This window comes from Stenotrophomonas sp. 85239_Sma, assembly GCF_056481725.1.
This window is the reverse complement of the sequence record NZ_CM151163.1, coordinates 520,532-537,860: the sequence shown is the minus strand read 5'-3', so window position 1 is coordinate 537,860 and position 17,329 is coordinate 520,532. Positions and strand designations below refer to the sequence as shown.

17 protein-coding genes and 1 riboswitch are annotated in these 17,329 nt (G+C 68.9%); of the genes, 10 read left to right on the top strand and 7 right to left on the bottom strand.

What is annotated here, in order from left to right; genetic code table 11:
• The first annotated feature begins 283 nt into the window (after window positions 1–283).
• Both ACYKG1_RS02475 and ACYKG1_RS02470 read left to right on the top strand, forming a co-directional pair.
• Window positions 284–973 (top strand): winged helix-turn-helix domain-containing protein, encoded by a 690-nt coding sequence (locus ACYKG1_RS02475; protein WP_010484092.1) that lies wholly within the window; start codon window positions 284–286, stop codon window positions 971–973.
• Entirely contained in the window at window positions 970–2,316 is a 1,347-nt protein-coding gene (locus ACYKG1_RS02470) for an ATP-binding protein (protein WP_262083037.1), read from the top strand. Before ACYKG1_RS02475 ends, ACYKG1_RS02470 begins: the two co-directional genes overlap by 4 nt.
• Here ACYKG1_RS02470 and ACYKG1_RS02465 read toward each other — a convergent pair.
• Window positions 2,313–3,782 (bottom strand): sensor histidine kinase, encoded by a 1,470-nt coding sequence (locus ACYKG1_RS02465; protein WP_478471745.1) that lies wholly within the window; start codon window positions 3,780–3,782, stop codon window positions 2,313–2,315. The two genes, ACYKG1_RS02470 and ACYKG1_RS02465, sit on opposite strands and share 4 nt — an antisense overlap.
• On the bottom strand, window positions 3,779–4,498 hold the full coding sequence (locus ACYKG1_RS02460; protein WP_478471743.1) for a response regulator transcription factor: 720 nt from the start codon (window positions 4,496–4,498) through the stop codon (window positions 3,779–3,781). Before ACYKG1_RS02460 ends, ACYKG1_RS02465 begins: the two co-directional genes overlap by 4 nt.
• Before the next feature lie 144 nt (window positions 4,499–4,642).
• On the opposite strand from ACYKG1_RS02460, the gene msrB reads away from it, so the two are divergent.
• From msrB to ACYKG1_RS02440, 4 genes are all read left to right on the top strand, one after another.
• On the top strand, window positions 4,643–5,215 hold the full coding sequence (gene msrB / locus ACYKG1_RS02455) for a peptide-methionine (R)-S-oxide reductase MsrB (RefSeq protein WP_262227237.1): 573 nt from the start codon (window positions 4,643–4,645) through the stop codon (window positions 5,213–5,215).
• A gap of 2 nt (window positions 5,216–5,217) precedes the next feature.
• A complete protein-coding gene (locus tag ACYKG1_RS02450; protein ID WP_262227236.1) occupies window positions 5,218–6,987 on the top strand; it encodes a cytochrome c biogenesis protein DipZ in 1,770 nt (589 codons plus the stop codon).
• Between the two features lie 14 nt (window positions 6,988–7,001).
• Window positions 7,002–7,739 (top strand): peptide-methionine (S)-S-oxide reductase MsrA, encoded by a 738-nt coding sequence (msrA, locus tag ACYKG1_RS02445; protein ID WP_478471742.1) that lies wholly within the window; start codon window positions 7,002–7,004, stop codon window positions 7,737–7,739.
• 139 nt (window positions 7,740–7,878) lie between these two features.
• Window positions 7,879–9,327: an aminotransferase-like domain-containing protein gene (locus tag ACYKG1_RS02440; RefSeq protein WP_100471176.1), complete on the top strand. Its 1,449-nt coding sequence runs from the start codon at window positions 7,879–7,881 to the stop codon at window positions 9,325–9,327.
• A gap of 65 nt (window positions 9,328–9,392) precedes the next feature.
• Here the strand turns inward: ACYKG1_RS02440 and bioD are convergent, their stop codons facing one another.
• Window positions 9,393–10,085 carry a dethiobiotin synthase gene (gene bioD, locus ACYKG1_RS02435; RefSeq protein WP_100471175.1) on the bottom strand — a complete coding sequence of 231 codons (693 nt, stop codon included), beginning with the start codon at window positions 10,083–10,085 and terminating at the stop codon, window positions 9,393–9,395.
• Between the two features lie 68 nt (window positions 10,086–10,153).
• Here bioD and ACYKG1_RS02430 point away from each other — a divergent pair, with 68 nt between their 5' ends.
• The gene (locus ACYKG1_RS02430) at window positions 10,154–10,636 is read left to right on the top strand and encodes a GAF domain-containing protein (protein ID WP_004140850.1); all 483 of its coding nucleotides are present in this window, start codon (window positions 10,154–10,156) and stop codon (window positions 10,634–10,636) included.
• The gene (locus tag ACYKG1_RS02425; RefSeq protein WP_014035860.1) at window positions 10,633–10,995 is read left to right on the top strand and encodes a TfoX/Sxy family protein; all 363 of its coding nucleotides are present in this window, start codon (window positions 10,633–10,635) and stop codon (window positions 10,993–10,995) included. Before ACYKG1_RS02430 ends, ACYKG1_RS02425 begins: the two co-directional genes overlap by 4 nt.
• Before the next feature lie 86 nt (window positions 10,996–11,081).
• On the opposite strand, the gene ACYKG1_RS02420 is transcribed toward ACYKG1_RS02425, so the two are convergent.
• On the bottom strand, window positions 11,082–11,660 hold the full coding sequence (locus ACYKG1_RS02420) for a histidine phosphatase family protein (RefSeq protein ID WP_262083030.1): 579 nt from the start codon (window positions 11,658–11,660) through the stop codon (window positions 11,082–11,084).
• A 142-nt stretch (window positions 11,661–11,802) separates the two neighbouring features.
• A riboswitch (cobalamin riboswitch) is annotated at window positions 11,803–12,025 on the top strand.
• 115 nt (window positions 12,026–12,140) lie between these two features.
• On the opposite strand from ACYKG1_RS02420, the gene btuB reads away from it, so the two are divergent.
• The gene (gene btuB / locus ACYKG1_RS02415; protein ID WP_478471740.1) at window positions 12,141–13,982 is read left to right on the top strand and encodes a TonB-dependent vitamin B12 receptor; all 1,842 of its coding nucleotides are present in this window, start codon (window positions 12,141–12,143) and stop codon (window positions 13,980–13,982) included.
• A gap of 85 nt (window positions 13,983–14,067) precedes the next feature.
• On the opposite strand, the gene gph is transcribed toward btuB, so the two are convergent.
• The 3 genes from gph to ACYKG1_RS02400 all read right to left on the bottom strand — a co-directional run bounded on the left by gph (window position 14,068) and on the right by ACYKG1_RS02400 (window position 16,530).
• Window positions 14,068–14,736, bottom strand: coding sequence for a phosphoglycolate phosphatase (gene gph / locus ACYKG1_RS02410; RefSeq protein WP_262083028.1), 669 nt, complete (start codon window positions 14,734–14,736; stop codon window positions 14,068–14,070).
• A gap of 76 nt (window positions 14,737–14,812) precedes the next feature.
• On the bottom strand, window positions 14,813–15,604 hold the full coding sequence (locus ACYKG1_RS02405) for a class I SAM-dependent methyltransferase (RefSeq protein WP_100471170.1): 792 nt from the start codon (window positions 15,602–15,604) through the stop codon (window positions 14,813–14,815).
• Window positions 15,601–16,530, bottom strand: a complete 930-nt coding sequence (locus ACYKG1_RS02400) for a LysR family transcriptional regulator (RefSeq protein ID WP_262083027.1) — start codon at window positions 16,528–16,530, stop codon at window positions 15,601–15,603. The genes ACYKG1_RS02405 and ACYKG1_RS02400 overlap by 4 nt, the downstream gene beginning before the upstream one ends.
• Before the next feature lie 108 nt (window positions 16,531–16,638).
• Between ACYKG1_RS02400 and ACYKG1_RS02395 the strand changes: the two genes are divergently transcribed.
• On the top strand, window positions 16,639–17,277 hold the full coding sequence (locus ACYKG1_RS02395) for an NAD(P)-dependent oxidoreductase (protein ID WP_262083026.1): 639 nt from the start codon (window positions 16,639–16,641) through the stop codon (window positions 17,275–17,277).
• Window positions 17,278–17,329 lie beyond the last annotated feature (52 nt).

Here is a 17,329-nt window from a genome sequence, read left to right as displayed (position 1 = left end):
ACGGCACGCGGAGCGGAGGAGACTCCATGCTCGGCCCCGGGCCGCGCGGCGTCAGTCGCTTTGCTGTCAGCGATCGTCACCAGACGTATCACGAAGGTAACGTTTTGTAACAGCCTCAGGCTATGCTGGACGCCAAGTTGTTGCCGGGACTGAGACCCGGCCCGCGCGCCAGCAACCCCGGCTGAATGGCGCCCGCCCCCGGGACCCGGGCGGCCCGAAGGCTGGGATAGCATCGCCGCGCTCGTGCCGTGGCGGTACGTTTGCGCCCACGGAGGCCTTGGAAATGCTGGATATCGTACTGGTCGAAGACGATGCCCGCCTGGGAACGATGGTCAGCGACTACCTGCAACGGCATGGCTACCAGGTGGCCCACGAGCGCAGCGGCGAGCGCGCAGTGGCCCGGATCCTGGCCGAGAAGCCGGCCCTGGTGCTGCTCGATGTCGGCCTGCCCGACCAGGATGGTTTCGAAGTGTGTCGGCAGATCCGGCCCCACTACGACGGCATCATCTGCGTGCTGACCGCCCGCACCGACAACATCGACCAGGTGCTGGGCCTGGAACTGGGGGCCGACGATTACATCGGCAAACCCATCGAACCGCGGGTGCTGCTGGCCCGGCTGCGTGCCCACCTGCGCCGCCACCGCCGGGTCGAGCCGCGTGACGGCAGCCTGCGCTTCGGCGAGTTGAACATCGACCCGTCCACCCGCAACGTGCACCTGCAGGGCGGCCTGCTGGAGCTGACCACGGCCGAGTTCGACCTGCTGTTCCTGCTGGCCAGCAATGCCGGCCAGATCCTGGACCGCGACGCGCTGCTGCGCGGCCTGCGTGGAATCGCCTTCGACGGCCTGGACCGTTCGATCGATGCCCGCATCTCGCGCCTGCGCCGCAAGCTGGGGGACAACCCCGAGCAGCCGGAACGGATCAAGACCGTCCGTGGCCGCGGCTACCTGTTCAGCCGGTCGGCATGGGGATGAAGCGCACGCCCTCGGCGATGCGCGGCCACGCCTTCCACTTCCTGCGCTACGGCATCGGCTTCCTGGTCGCCCACCTGTTGTTGATCGTGCTGGGCCTGTGGGCCTGGGATGCCCTGCTGGAAGACCGCACTGAAGCCGGCCTGCAGGCCGAGATGCGCGGTACCCATGCGCTGCTGCAGCATCGCTTCGCCGAAACCCCGCGCGAGCAGTGGCCGGCGCTGGCGCGCGAACTCGACGCCGATTTCGCCTACGCGCTGCGCATGGTGCCGCTGGCCGAGGCCATGAAGGAGCTGCCGGCCAGCCAGCGCCCGCCGTTCAACAACGGCCGCGTGCAGATCGACCTGGAGCACATGCGCAGCCTGCAGCGGATCGGCCACAGCGACTACGCGGTGATGCTGGGACCGTTGGACGAAGCACTGCCCGACGAGGGCTGGCAGGACAGCGAAGTATCCGGTGTGGCGATCCTGCTGCTGATCCTGATGGTGGCGGTGGCACTGCCGATGTACGTGATGGTCTACAGGCTGTGGCGGGATGTTTCGCAGTTGGCCCAGGCGGCGCGGCAGATGCGCGACGGCCAGCTGGATACCCGCGCGCCGCGCGCCGGTACCGCGCTGGTGCGGCCATTGGCCAACGCCTTCAACCACATGGCCGAGCAGCTGCAGCAGCTGCTGGAAAGCCAGCGCGTGCTGGCCCAGGCGGTGGCGCACGAGGTGCGCACGCCGTTGGCACGGATGCGATTCGGCCTGGCCGATCTGGAAGACACCGCGCTCGACGATGTACAGCGCGATGCGCTGGGCGGGCTGCGCACCGATGTCGATCGGCTGCAACACCTCACCGATGCCGGCGTCGAGTACGCCGCACTGGGCCGCTGCCATCAACTGACCCGCCAGCGCCTGCAGCTGGCGGCGCTGGTACGCGGCGTGGTGGCCCAGTTCGCACCGTTGCCGATGCCGGTGCAGCAGGCGTTGTCACCCGTGGGCCTGGTCAACGTCAACCGACACATGCTGGAACTGGCGCTGCGCAACCTGCTCGGCAATGCGCTGCGTTACGCGCGTCGGCAGATCCGCATCGCCAGCACGGTCAACGACGGCTGGCTGTGCGTGCAGGTGGAGGACGACGGCCCCGGCATCGCACCGGAACTGCGCGGCCAGGTACTGCAACCCTATGTGCGGCTGGACCCTGGCAGCCCCGGCTTCGGCCTCGGCCTGGCACTGGTGCAGGTGGTGGCCGACAAGCACGGCGGCCACGTCGAGGTGACCGATTCGGAACTGGGTGGCGCCTGCATCCGCCTGCACCTGCCGCTGGAAACCGGCGGTGTCGTGGAGGGCGAGGCGGCCTGCTAGACCGACGGTTCGGCGCGCGGCAGGGCAAACACGAACAGCGCGCCTCGCTCGCTGTCGCGCAGTTCGATACGGCGGCCATGCAACTGCACGATGCGCTGCACGATCAACAGGCCCAATCCGCCGTTGTCGCCACGCCGCGCACCCAGCGCGGCCGGTGCCTGGAACAGCTGGGTACGCAGCGCCGGTGGCACCCCGGGACCATCATCGGCGACGCTGACCTCCACGCTGTCTGGGGTCGCGCGCAGGCGCACTTCGATCTGGCCACCCTCGGGTGCATGCCGCAACGCGTTGTCGAGCAGGTTGGTCAGCACCCGTTCGACCAGGCCCAGGTCGGCACGGACCAGGGGCAGTCCGGGCGGGAACGCCGCGTGCAACTGCTGGCCACGTGCCTGCGCCGCCAGCTCGAATTTCTGCAGCACGTCCTGCAGCAGCTCCGGCAGCGCGAACACCTCCCACTCCAGACGTACTTCGCCGTGCTCCAGCCGCGCCAGCTCGAACAGCGCGCGCGCCAGCCGGCCGACCTTGGCACTCTGCGCCAGCGCAATGCCGAGATAACGCCGGCGCTCATCCGGCGAAAGCGTGGCGTCCTTCAATGCCAGCGTTTCCAGATAGCCGTGCAGCGACGACAACGGCGTGCGCAGGTCATGCGAGATGTTGGCGACCAGTTCGCGGCGCTGCAGGTCCTGCTGGCGCAGCTGCTGCCACTGCTCACCCAGCCGCTGCGCCATCTGCGCGTGCGCGTGTTCAAGGATCACAAGCTCGTCGCGCTCACCGGGGCGCAGCGGCTCCGGCGGCGGCAACGGCGTGGGCGCATCGATGTCGAAGGCCTGGATGCGCCGGGTCAGCCGCCGCAACGGGCGCGTCACCCAGTAGAACGCCACCAGTCCGGCGAACAGGCCGAGGCCGCCGACCAGCACCACCGACCACAGCGTGGTGTTCCACTGGCTGCCGGCGGCAAGATCGTCGGCGAGCATCTGCCGGTGCTCGCCGACCAGCACCACGTACACATAACCGGCCTGGCGGCCCTGCACGACCAACGGCGCGGCGCTGAACACCTTGCGGCCATCGGCGCTGCGCGGGTCATCGCCGAGGATCGGCAACGGCGCGCCGGCCAGCAGGCGACGCAACGGCGTCACGTCCACCCGGTTGCGCACCAGGTGCCCACTGGGTGCATCGTGGCCGAGGATGCGGCCCTGGTCGTCCAGCAGGTAGACCTCGACGCTGGGGTTGACCGCCATCAACTGGCCGAACAGCGCACGCACCGCGGCATCGCGCATGCCACTGGTGTCCATCAGTTCACTGCGCTGGGCGATGTGCTCGGCCAGGCCCAGCGACAACCGCTGTACCACCTCCTGTTCGTGGCGGGTGTTGGCACGCATCTGCAATGCCAGCAGCGCCATGCAGCACATCAGCATCAGCGCGGCGATCACCACCGCCAGCTTCTGCCACAGGTTCGGCTTGATCATGCCACCGCCCCGGCCGGATCGACCAGCTTGTAGCCGCGGCCCCACACCGTCAGCAGGCGCCGTGGGTTGGCCGGGTCGGGTTCGATCTTGCTGCGCAGGCGGTTGATGTGGGTGTTGACCGTATGCTCGTAGCCATCGTGCTGGTAGCCCCAGACCTGGTTGAGCAGCTCCATGCGCGCGAACACCTGGTCTGGATGACGGGCAAAGAACAGCAGCAGGTCGAACTCGCGCGGGGTCAGCTCCAGCGCGTTGCCATCCACCGAGGCAGTGCGTGCCACAGGGTCCAGCTTCAGCCCACCCAGCTCGATCGCGCCGGCATCGATGCGTGCGCTCTGCGCCATCGCTTCGGCGCGGCGCAGCAGGGCGCGCACCCGTGCCACCAGTTCCGGCATCGAGAAAGGTTTTGCCAGGTAGTCGTCCGCGCCCAGTTCCAGGCCGACGATGCGCTGCGTTTCGCTGCCGCGCGCGCTGATGATGATGATCGGTACATAACGTGCCATCGCGCGTGCACGCTGGCACACCTGCAACCCATCGACGCCGGGCAGCATCACGTCCAGCACCAGCGCATCCCACGGACCTTCCTGCTCGAGCAGGCGCAGGCCGGCATCGCCGCTGGCGGCATGGGCGACGTCGTAGCCCTCGTCGCCCAGATGCATGCGCAGCAGGTCGGCGATGTGGGCATCGTCTTCAACGATCAGCACGCGTTTGGTGGACATCGGCAGCTCGGGGCCAGTGGGGAGGCTGGCTGCATTGTGGCGCGGGACGGCCGCCGATACCTCACGAAAAATTGAATCCTGCGTGAGGATTCGTTGACCCGGGCCGGCGCAGCATGGCCCCGTCGCCCCTTCCCGGAGTCCGCCATGTCCCTCTCCCGCCGCCATCTGCTGGGCCTGGGCGGTGTCGCCACCGCCGCCGGACTGCTCGGCCTGGGGGCCTGCAGCCGCGCCGCCCCGGCCGCCGCCGAAGCGCGTCCGTCGCGACAGTTCGAGGTCATGCACAGTGATGCCGACTGGCGCCAGCGCCTGACTCCGGCGCAGTACGCGGTGTTGCGCCAGCAGGCCACCGAACGGCCGTGGAGCAGCCCGCTCAACAAGGAACACCGGCAGGGCACCTTCGCCTGCGCCGGCTGTGCACTGCCACTGTTCTCCTCGTCCACCAAGTTCGAGAGCGGCACCGGCTGGCCCAGCTTCTGGGCGCCACTGCACAACGCCATCGGCGAAGACCGTGACGTCACCTTCGGGATGCTGCGGGTGGAGGTGCATTGCCGCCGCTGCGGCGGCCATCTCGGCCATGTGTTCAACGACGGCCCGCGCCCGACCGGGCTGCGCTACTGCATGAACGGTGCGGCGATGGTGTTCGTTCCCGGTGCCACTGATGGCACTGCCGACGGCTGGCGGGTACCGGTCGGTTCTTCCACTGCTTCCGGAGCCTGACGATGCTGCTGTTGCTGCTTGCCTACCTCGGGGGCGCGCTGACCCTGCTCAGCCCCTGCATCCTGCCGGTGCTGCCGTTCGTGTTCGCGCGTGCCGATCGCCCGTTCCTGCGCAGCACGCTGCCGCTGCTGCTGGGCATGGCGCTCACCTTCACCGTGGTCGCCAGCCTCGCCGCGGTGGGTAGCCAATGGGTGGCGCAGGCCAACCAGGTCGGACGCTGGATCGCCCTGCTGCTGATGGCGCTGTTCGCGGTCGCTCTGTTGTGGCCACGACTGGCCGACCACCTGCTGGCGCCGTTCCAGCGCGTGGGTGCCCGCCTGAGCGCGCGCGCCGATGCGGCGGATGCTGCCGGGCATGGCGGCGCGTGGACCTCGCTGCTGATCGGCATCGCCACGGGCCTGCTGTGGGCACCCTGCGCCGGGCCGATCCTCGGCCTGGTGCTGACCGGCGCCGCCCTGCATGGCGCCAGCGTCGGCACCACTGCGCTGCTGCTGGCCTATGCGCTGGGCGCGATCACCGCACTGGCGCTGGCGGTGTGGATCGGCGGCCGGGTGTTCCGCGCCATGCAGGCGCGGCTCGGCCTCGGCGACGTCCTGCGCAAGGTGCTGGGTGTGGCCGCGCTGCTGGCGGTGGTGGCGATCGGCCTGGGCTGGGATACCGGCCTGCTGACCCGTCTTTCGACGGTCAGCACCGCGCGCATCGAGCAACGCCTGCTGGACGCAGTACCCGGCGCGCAGCCGGCGGCACCGCCGATGATGATGATGGCCGGCGCCAATGCCGGTGCCGATGCACCACTACCGGTGGAGGGCACCCTGCCCGCGCTGGACGGTGCCACTGGCTGGCTCAACAGCCCGCCGCTGAGTGCAGGGCAGCTGCGCGGCAAGGTGGTGCTGGTCGATTTCTGGACCTATTCCTGCATCAACTGCCTGCGCGCGATGCCGTTCGTGCACGAATGGGAGCGACGCTACCGCGACCACGGCCTGGTGGTGGTCGGCGTGCACACGCCGGAGTTCGCCTTCGAGCGTGACCCACGCAACGTGATGAAGGCGGTGCAGCAGCTGAAGGTCGAGTACCCGGTGGCGCTCGACAACCAGTACACGATCTGGCGCGCCTTCAACAACCGTTACTGGCCGGCGCAGTACTTCGTCGACGCACAGGGCAACATCCGCGGCCACCAGTTCGGCGAGGGCAACTATGCGCGCTCGGAACAGATGATCCGCCGCCTGCTGACTGAAGCCGGGCAGACGAATCTGCCGCCACCGGCCGATCCCGCTGCCGCCGAACTGAAGGGCGTGGCCGTGCAGGCCGACATGGGCAACCTGCGCTCGCCGGAAACCTACCTGGGCCACGCCCGCGCCGAGCAGTTCGCCTCGCCCGGTGGGCAGCGCAGCGACACCGCGTTCGACTACACGCTGCCGACCACCCTGGCGTTGAACCAATGGGGACTGTCCGGGCGCTGGACCGTCACCGACGAAGCCGCGCAGCTGCAGCAGGCCGGTGGCCGCATCGCCTTCCAGTTCCATGCGCGCGACCTGCACCTGGTGCTGGCACCGAGCGAGGACGGCAGGCCGGTGCGCTTCCGCGTCTGGCTGGATGGCCAGCCGCTGCCGGCCGCCGATGCCGGCAGTGATGCCGGTGCCGATGGCAGCGGCGTGATCGATGAGCACCGCCTGTACCAGCTGGTGCGCCAGCGCGGCACGGTCGGCCCGCATCGCTTCGAGATCGAATTCCTCGATGCGGGCGTGCAGGCCTACGCCTTCACCTTCGGCTGAACCGGGAGGACACGATGAAACTTTCCTTTGAACAGGGCATCGCCGCCGGTGTCGCCGGACTGGTGGCTGCCGCATTGATCACCGGCGTGCTGCTGGTCGACCACAGCGCAGTGGCGGCACCGGTCGAGGCCAGCGCGCAGGTCAGGGCGCTGCCTGCGCCCAGCGGCGACGCCGCGTTCCGCGATGAGGCCACCCATGCCAGCGTGGTGTTCGCCGGCGGCTGCTTCTGGGGCGTGCAGGGGGTGTTCCAGCACGTCAAGGGCGTGAGCAATGCGGTGTCCGGCTATATCGGTGGCAGTGCTGCCAATGCGCGCTATGAGCGCGTCAGCGGGGGCCAGACCGGTCATGCCGAAGCAGTGAAGATCGACTACGACCCGCGCCAGGTCAGCTATGGGCAGCTGATGCAGGTGTTCTTCTCGGTAGTGCATGACCCGACCCAACTCAATCGACAGGGACCGGATCAAGGCAGCCAGTACCGCTCGGCGATCTTCAGTGACGACGCCCGCCAGCAGGCTGCCAGCCGCGCCTACATCGCCCAGCTTGACCAGGCCGGCAGCTACCGCGCGCCGATCGTCACCCAGCTGGTCAGCGGCCAGCGCTTCTATCCGGCCGAGAGCTACCACCAGAACTACATGAGCAACTACCCGCAAGCGGCCTACATCCGCTACTACGATGCACCGAAGCTGGCCGCGCTGGGCAAGCAGTTCCCGGCGCTGTACCGCCGCGAAGCGGTGCTGGTACCGATGCGGTAGCGGTTCTGCACAAAAAAGACGCACGGCCATCCAGCCGTGCGCTTGGGAAGTATCGGCCGTGCCCCGATCAGGCCCGGCCGACAACGACATGCTAGGCTCGCCATCATCATGGGTACAGCACCAGATGGCGGGAACTTCGATGGATACAGATGACCAGAGCGCGATGATCCCACCCCGCTACCAGCGGCTGTCCGACGAACTGGCCGAGGCCATCCACGGCGGGCGCCTTCCGGTCGGCAGCCGCCTGCCTTCGCTGCGGCAGATGGCCCTGCAGCGCAGGCTCAGCCTGAACACGGTGATTGCCGCCTATCGCCAGCTGGAAGACGCCGGCCTGGTCATTCCGCGGCCCAAGGCCGGCTTCGAGGTCGCGCCGCGGCTGTCGGTACCGGAGCGTTCGCTGCGGGATACCCCGTCCGCACCCACCGCACCACTGCAGCAGGTGCTGATGGCCCGCGTGCTGGAAGCACAGCGGCGCCCCGGTGTGGTCGACCTGGCCTTTGCCGGTCCGCGCGGGCGCCAGTTCTATCCGGGCGCGCAGCTGGCCCGGCATACCGCGCAGGTGCTGCGCCACGGCCTGCAGACGGTGGAGACCTACGCGCGCCCGAACGGCTCGCCGCGGCTGCTGGCGCAGATCGTGCGCCGCGGGCCACGCATGGGCCTGCACACCCACAGCGAGCGCCTGCTGCTGACCCACGGTGCGATGGAGGCCCTGCAGCTGGCGCTGCGCGCGGTCACCCAGCCCGGTGATGCGGTGGGCATCGAGGCGCCGTCCTACTTCAACCTGTACCCGTTGCTGGCCAACCTCGGCCTGCAGGCCATCGAGCTGCCCACCCATCCGCAGCACGGCCTGGATGTGGATGCGCTGGATGCGCTGCTGGAGCACACCCCGCTGGCCGCGCTGGTGGTGATGCCCACCGTGCACAACCCGCTGGGCTGCACCATGCCGACACCCGCCAAGCAACGCCTGGCCGAGCTGGTCAACGCACGGCAACTGCCGCTGATCGAGGATGCGGTGTACGCCGAGCTGCAGTTCTGCGAACCGCCGGCGCCCTTGCTGAAGGCCTTTGATCGCGATGGCTGGGTGATGGTGGTCGGTGGTTTCTCCAAGACACTGGCACCGGATTACCGCATCGGCTGGCTGGACGGCGGCCGCTTCGCCGAACGCATCGCACTGCTCAAATTCCAGTCCACCGGCGGCGAGCCGCAGTTGCTCGGCGACGCGGTGGCCGCGTATCTGGAAGCGGGCAGCTACGAGCACCACCTGCACCGCATGCGCCGGCTGTACCGCGAACAGGTGGGACGGCTGCGCCAGCTGGTGGCCGAACACTTCCCGGCCGGCACCCGCGCCACCGAACCGCAGGGCGGGTTCCTGCTGTGGCTGGAACTGCCGGGCGTGGATACGCGCGAGCTGTTCGAGCGTGCATTGCAGGAGGACATCGTGTTCATGCCCGGCCAGGTCTATTCACGGGGTGCGCGTTATCGCCACTGCCTGCGGCTGTCGTGCTGCCAGACGCTGGACGCGCGCTTCATCGGCGCAGTGGAGCGGCTGGGTGCGATCGCGCGGGAGCTGGCGCTGATTGATCGGTAGCGCCGGGCCATGCCCGGCGGGCTTTCTGGTCGCCGCGCTGCGCGCTCGCGGGGCATGGCCCGGCGCTACCCCGGGTCCCCGCGCAGATTGGCACTCAGCGCCTCACCACTCGCACCCGGCAGATGCGGCAGCCGTCCCCAGCACGGCATCGGCAAGCGTTGCTGCAGGGTCCTGATGTTCTCGTCCTGGCGCTGCATCGCCGGGTCGATGTGGTTGCCGATCCAGCCCAGGCACTCCACGCCGCTGGCCTGCAGCGACTGCGCAGTCAGTCGCGCGTGGTTGACGCAGCCCAGCCGCATGCCCACCACCAGCAGCACCGGCAGCCGCAGTGCACGTACCAGGTCCAGCTGGTCCAGCGTGGCCGAGACCGGCGCCAGCCAACCGCCAACGCCCTCCACCACCACGACATCGGCCTGCGCGCGCAGTCGCGCGAACGCGGCCACGATCGGCGCCAGCTCCACCTGCACGCCATCCTCGGCAGCGGCCAGTTCCGGTGCCAGCGGCTGCCGCAGCGCATACGGGTTCAGGTCGGCGTAGTCCGGCACCGGCCAGCTGGCTGCCTGCAGGGCCAGCGCGTCTTCGTTGCGCAGGCCCTGCCCCAGGTCTTCGCTGCCGCTGGCCACCGGCTTCATGCCTACCGCGCGCAGGCCGCGCCGGCGCAGTGCATGCAGCAGCGCGGTGCTGGCTGCAGTCTTGCCGATCTCGGTATCGGTGCCAGTAACGAACAGGGCGGGCGGCAGCGTGGCGGGCAGCGGCATCGATGGGCTCCAACGGGACGACAGGGCGTGCATTATCGCCGGCCCGGCGTGCTTGCTAGACTGCGGGCATGTTCGCCAATGCCTCGCTTACCGGCAGCAAGCCGGAACAATACGCCCAGCTGCTGGAACAGGCCCGTGGCCTGGTCTACGCCGAGTCCGACCGCATCGCCAACGCGGCCAACCTCTCCGCACTGGTCTACCACGCCCTGCCCGACCTGAACTGGGTGGGCTTCTACCTGTACGATGGCAAGGAGCTGGTGGTCGGCCCGTTCCAGGGCCTGCCGGCCTGCGTGCGCATCCCGCTGGACAAGGGCGTGTGCGGTGCCGCCGCCAGCCAGCGCGTGACCCAGCGCGTGGACGACGTCGATGCCTTCCCCGGCCACATCGCCTGCGATTCGGCCTCGCGCTCGGAACTGGTGGTGCCGCTGCTGCGTGGTGATGAACTGATCGGCGTATTCGACATCGACAGCCCGAAGGTCGGCCGCTTCGATGCCGATGACCAGGCCGGCCTGGAAGCCATCGCCCGCGTGTTCGTCGAGGCGCTGGGATGAGCGCACCGAAGCTGCGCAACATCGGCCCGAAGAGTGCGGCGTGGCTGCGCCAGGTCGGCCTGCGCAGCCGCGAGGACCTGGTTGCAATCGGTGCGGTCGGCGCCTTCGTCAAGGTCAAGCGCGCGGGCTTCAAGCCCAGCCTGAACCTGTTGTACTCGCTGGAAGGCGCGCTGCTGGACTGCCACTGGCAGGAACTGAGCGAGCCGCAGCGTGAGGCGCTGGTGCAGGATTACGAAGCGCGCATCGCCGCGCACCCGCTGAAGGCGGCCGGCCCGGCGTCGGGTCCGGTGCATGAGCAGCGCTTCGACGCCGACGATGACGCGGAAGACAGCGTGGCCGAGCACGCCGACGAGGACTGACGGGTAGTGCCGGCCGCTGGCCGGCAACTGCACGATCTTTGCAGCGTTCCTGAGGAAGCCGGCCAGCGGCCGGCACTACCGTCGGGTCAGGGCTGCTGCAGTTCCAGCAGCTCGCCCACCAGCCCGACCTCACCGCGTTCCACCCACACCCGCAGGCGGGTGCCGTGATCGATGCGCAGTGCCCAGCACAGTGACATCGGCAGGCCGCAGACCTGTGACAGCACCATGCGCAGTGGACCACCATGGCTGACCACCAGCGTCGGCACCGGATCGTCAACATCAAGCAGGCGATCCAGCGCGCGCGCGATGCGCCGCTCGAAGTGGCCCCAGCTTTCACCATTCGGTGGCGGGAATGCATGCGGATCGGCGTGAAAGGCCGCCAGCGCGTCCTCCGGCAGGTCGAACAGCGACTGCCCGTCCCAATCGCCGAAATCCAGCTCTTCCCATTCCTCGTCCGCTTCCACGTCCAGCCCGCGCGGGGTGGCCAGGGCCATCGCCGTGTGCAGCGAGCGCAGCCGCGGCGAACTGATCACCCGCTCCCAGGGCTGCGCAGCGTAGGCGTCGACCAGTTCCTGCGGCAGGCGGGCCAGCTGCGGTGGATCGCTGCGGCCATCGAGGAACTCATCGCGACCGTTGCCGGCATGGCGGACCAGGTCGAGGATCATGCACGCGTCCTGTACGGGCAACGCGGGAACAGCGGAAAACAGGCGGACATCGGCAACGGCACCACGGGATCGAGGGACCATTCTAAAGGCACGGCAAAGGCAGTCGAGCAGGCTCGACGCTACGGGCCGCCTTCGATGCCGTAGACTGCGCGCACTTCCAGGTGACCTGCGGCCACGGCCGGCAGGTTGAAACGGGAAGCCGGTGACGCGTGATTCAACGCCATGCCGGCGCTGCCCCCGCAACGGTAAGCACGTCAGTTCCAGGCAACAACGCCACTGTGCCGCAGGCATGGGAAGGCGCCTGGACGGTGGCCTCGCGCCACCCGGCGGCAAGCCCGGAGACCGGCCCGGAAGCCTCAGGTCGCGATGCGGTGGGCATGGCGCTGGATGACCGCAGCCTGCGCTGCGGCGTCGGCGCATGCCTGCCTTCGCGGCTCCTCCCCTTCGCCACGCGGGCGTGCGTGGCACCTGGAGTCCCCCATGAAGCTGCAGTCCCGAATGCTGTCCCTGGCCGTGCTGGCCGCCCTGCCCGCGCTGGCCCAGGCCGCCGATGACACCACCGCGCTCGACCAGATCCTGGTCACCGCCACCCGCACCCCGATCGCCCTGCAGGACAGCATCGCGCCGGCACAGGTGATCGATCGCGCGCAGATCGAATCCAGCCAGGCCACCTCGCTGCAGGAGCTGCTGCGTGGCCGCGCCGGCATCAACCTGGCCAATGCCGGCGGGCTCGGCAAGCAGAGCTCGCTGTTCCTGCGCGGCACCAACTCGGGCCACACCGTGGTGCTGGTCGACGGCGTGCGCATCAACAGCGCCGACCTCGGCCTGGCCATGTACCAGGACCTGCCGCTGGCGCAGATCGAGCGCGTGGAAATCGTGCGCGGCCCGCAGTCCAGCCTGTACGGCGCCGACGCCATCGGGGGCGTGATCCAGATCTTCACCCGCCGCAACCAGGGCGATTTTGCTCCGCACTTCCAGCTCGGTGGCGGCAGCAACGGCCTGCGCGAAGCCAGCGGCGGCATCGGCGGCGGTACCGAACGCGGCTGGTTCGGCGCCGACATCGCCTACCAGCATTCCGATGGCATCGACGCCTGTCGCGGCTCGGCGACGCTGTTCACCGGCTGCTTCGCCGACGAACCCGACCGCGATGGCTACCGCAACCTGTCCAAGAGCCTGCGTGGCGGCTACACCGTCAACGACCAGTGGAACGTGGAAGGCAGCGCGCTGCGCGCCGACGGCAAGAACCACTACGACGGCTATTACAACTACTCGGAAACCCGCCAGCAGGTGCTGGCCGGCAAGGTGCGCTACACCCCGTCCGAGCGCCTGGCCTTAACTGCAAATGTCGGCCGCAGCGACAACGAGTCGGATAATTTCGGCGACTTCGGTGCCCGCGGCAGCGCGCAGACCCATCGCGACAGCGCCTCGCTGCAGGGTGACATCACCTTGGCCGAAGGCCAGCTGCTGAGCACCGGCGTGGACTGGAGCGAAGACAATCTGGATGGCAGCAGCGCCGGGTATCTCGTCGACAGCCGCCGCAACACCGGCGTGTTCGTGCAGTACCAGGGCCGCTTCGGCCGCCACCAGCTGCAGGCCAGCGCGCGCAATGACGACAACCAGCAGTTCGGCAATCACGCCACCGGCAGCGTTGGCTGGGCGATGGAGCTGGGCCACGGCCTGCGCGTCAATGCCAGCTACGGCACCGCGTTCAAGGCACCGACCTTCAGTGACCTGTATGACCCGTGGAGCGGCGTGCCAACGTTGAACCCGGAGAAGTCGAAGAGCGCCAACCTCGGTGTTTCGCAGCAGGGCCAGGGCTGGCATTGGGGCCTGGACGTCTACGAGACCCGCATCGATGACCTGATCACCTACGATGCGTCCACCATGAAAATGCAGCAGGTGGAGAAGGCGCGCATCCGTGGTGCCGAGCTGACCGGCGGCGTGCTGTTGGCCGGCTTCGACATCAACGCGCAGCTGAGCTACACCGACCCGCGCAACCGCACCCACGGCAGCACCCAGTTCGACAACTGGCTGCCGCGCCGTGCACAGCAGACCGCACGCCTGGACATCGACCGTCGTTTCGGCGGTTTCCGCGCCGGCCTGACCGTGCAGGGTGCGGGCAAGCGTTATGACGATGCCGCCAACGCGGTGAAGGTTGGCGGCTACGGTACCTTGGACCTGCGCGCCGAGTACGCGCTGACGCCGGAATGGTCGCTGCTGGCGCGTGCCGCCAACGTGTTCGACCGCCGCTACGAGACGGTGGCGTGGTTCAACCAGCCCGGCCGCGAGTACCAGCTGAGCGTGCGTTACCAGCCGAAGTAAGGAAATGCGCCGGGCATTGCCCGGCGCATCCTGACGCCATCGACGCATGGCGTCGATCTACTGTGAGCCGAGCGTGGGCTCGGCTCTATACCGGAATGCCCGTGGCCAACCCCGGCAGCTCACGCAGGTCGTCGATCACCGCCACCGCATGCGCGGTGGCCAGGTCCAGGCCGCGCGGATAGCCGTAGCGCACCAGCGCGATCGGCATGCCGGCATCTTCGGCGGCACGGTAGTCGGTCAGCGAATCGCCCACCATCAGGCAGGCATCCACCGGCAACCCGAAGTGCGCGGCGATGTGCCGCAGTGGCTCACCGCTGGGCTTGCGCTGCGGCAGCGAATCGCCGCCCAGTATCAGCGCGAACGCATCACCGATGCCCAGGTGCTGCAGCAGCGGTGGCACCAGCGCTTCGGGCTTGTTGGTGCAGATTGCCAGCGGCACATGGCGCGCACGCAGCTGGGCCAGTGCCTCGGCCACGCCATCGAACAGGCGCGGGCTGCGCAGCAGGCACTCACGGTAGTGCACCATGAACACCGGCATCACTTCGCCCATGTCGACCTCGCGGCCGGCCGCATGCACGGCCTGTTCGACCAAGCGGCGCACACCGTCGCCGATCCAGCCGAGCACCGTGGTTTCCGGCACGCGTGCCACACCGATGGCCTCCAGCGTGCGGTTCAGCGCTTCAGCGATATCAGCCGCGCTGTCGACCAGCGTGCCATCGAGGTCGAACACGACCAGCGGATAGGGATACGACAAGGGACGGCACCTGTTGAACGTGGGGCCGTCCATTGTACGCCGCCGCTTTTTCCGCAGACCCTTCTGCCGCTGTGCCTCAGCCGATCCTGCGTGCGCGGGTGGCGAGGAAGGTGGGCAGATAGCGGTCGATCAGGAAGCGCGGCTGCGGCTGCCAGTCTTCCATGAAGCGGTCGATGACGAAGCCGGCATCCAGCTGCCCACCGATCAGTTCGGTCAGGCTGTGGCCGAAGGTCAGCGCATCGCCACGGGCCAGCTTTGCCTCGCGCTCGGCCGGCGCCAGGTCTTCCAGGTCCGAATAGGGAATGGCGTACCGCGGCCGGATCAGGCCCTGTGCATCCAGCTGCGGATCACGTGCACCGACGAACAGCACCGGGTTGTAGAAGCTGGCCATCAGCATCCCGTCGCGCGCCAGCACACGGCGGCATTCGGTCCACACCGGACGCACGTCGGGCACGTACAGGTTGGAGATCGGGTGGAACACCACGTCGAAGCTGTCGTTGGCGAACACGTGCAGGTCGCGCATGTCGCCCTGCACCGTGCGCAGCTGCAGGCCGTCGCGCGCAGCGACCCGGCGGTCCTGTTCCAGCTGCCCGTCGGACAGGTCGAACACGGTGACGTCGGCGCCGGCCGCCGCCAGCACCGGCGCCTGCTGGCCCCCGCCCGAGGCCAGGCACAGGATGCGACGGCCGCGCACGTCGCCCAGCCAGTCCAGTGGCAACGCGCGGGGCGTGAGGTGCACCTGCCAGCGGCCTTCGCGCGCGGCGGCAATGGTTGAACTCTCCACCGGGCGCGACCATTCGCGCACTTCGCTGGCCTGGCGGTCCCAGGCAGCACGGTTGTGGTCGATCAAGGCCTGTCCATGGTTCATGTGTTCTCCTTGCCCGGTGGGCGCCAATCCAGATCCTGGAAGGCCGGGCTGGCGAAACACTCGGCCAGGTAGTCCAGGAATCGCCGCATGATAGCGGGCTGCTGGCGCCGCGACGCGTACACGGCATGAATGCCGAGCTCATCCAGGCTGAATCCGGGCAGCAGTTCGATCAGCTCGCCACTGCGCAGCAGCGGCGCCACCTGGTAGGTCGGCAGCATGGCAATGCCGGCACCGGCGCGCACCGCCTCCAGCAGCAGCGAGGCCTCGTTGGCACTGATGTTCCCGCCTACCGCCACCGACAACGAACGGCCATCGCGGTGCAGCTGCCACAGGCTTCTGCCGACGTAGTGATGGGTCAGGCAGTTGTGCGCGGCCAGGTGCTCGGGGGCGGTCGGTGTGCCGCGTGCCTGCAGGTAGGACGGCGTCGCGCACAGTACCGAGCGGCAGGTGGCCAGCCGCCGTGCGATCAGGCTGGGGTCGATCTGGCGCGCGATACGCACCGCCAGGTCCACCCGCTCCTCCACCAGGTTCACCGTACGGTCGACCAGCAGCAGTTCGATGCGTGCCGCCGGATGACGCGCAACAAAGCCGGCCACCGCCCGCGCCAGGTGGCTCTGCCCGAACGACACGCTGGCAGTCACCCGCAGCGTGCCGTGCGGCTCGGGATCATCACTGGCCAGCTCGCCCTGCAGTTCTTCGCCAATCGCCAGCATCTGACGGAAGCGCGCCAGCGCCGCCTCGCCCGGGCCGGTCAGGCTGACCCGGCGCGTGGTCCGGTGCAGCAGGCGCGCACCCAGCCAGCCCTCGACCTCGGCCAGGTAGCGGCTGACCATCGCCCGCGACATGTCCAGCACCTCGGCGGCAGCGGTGAGGCTGCCGCGCTCGGCCACTTCGACGAACACGGTCATGGCGGTCAGTCGGTCCATATGCTCGATCCATGCAACAAACAAGCGCGTTATACGCTGTTTTTCGATCGACTGCAGCGGCCTAGAGTGGCCCCATTCCCACCCCACACCGCCCCACGGAGTCCTGCCATGAAGATCGCCCTCGTTGGTTCCACCGGCAACATCGGCCGCCAGATCGCCCGCCACGCGCTGGCCCGCGGCCACGAACTCACCGTCATCGTGCGCAGCGCACAGGACCTTCCGGCCGAGCTGGCCGGCGCCCACCCGGTGATCGCTTCGCTGGATGACCTGGACGCGCTGGTCGCCGCCATCGCCGGCCACGACGTACTGGCCAGCGCCTACGGCCCGCGCCCGGGCGATGACATCGGACGCGTGGGCGAGGTTGCCGCGCAACTGGCCGCCGCCGCATGCAAGGCCGGTGTACCGCGCCTGGTGGTGGTCGGTGGTGCCGGCAGCCTGGAAGTGGCCCCCGGCGTGCAGCTGGTCGATACCCCCACCTTCCCGGAGGCCTACAAGCCGTACGCACTGGCCCACCGCGAAGCGTTCAACCGCCTGCAGGCGGTGGATGACCTGGACTGGACCTTCTTCTCGCCGGCCGCCGAAATCGGCCCGGGTGAAGAGCGTGGCCAGTACCGCGTGCAGCCCAAGGCGCTCCTGGCCGATGCCAGCGGCCATAGCCGCATCAGCTACGCCGACTACGGCGCCGCGTTCGTCGCTGAGCTGGAAGCGCACGCGTACCCGAAGCAGATCATCACCGCGGCGTATTGATCCACGTGCGTCCCTTGTAGTGCCGAGCCTGCGCTCGGCGCTACGCGAACCT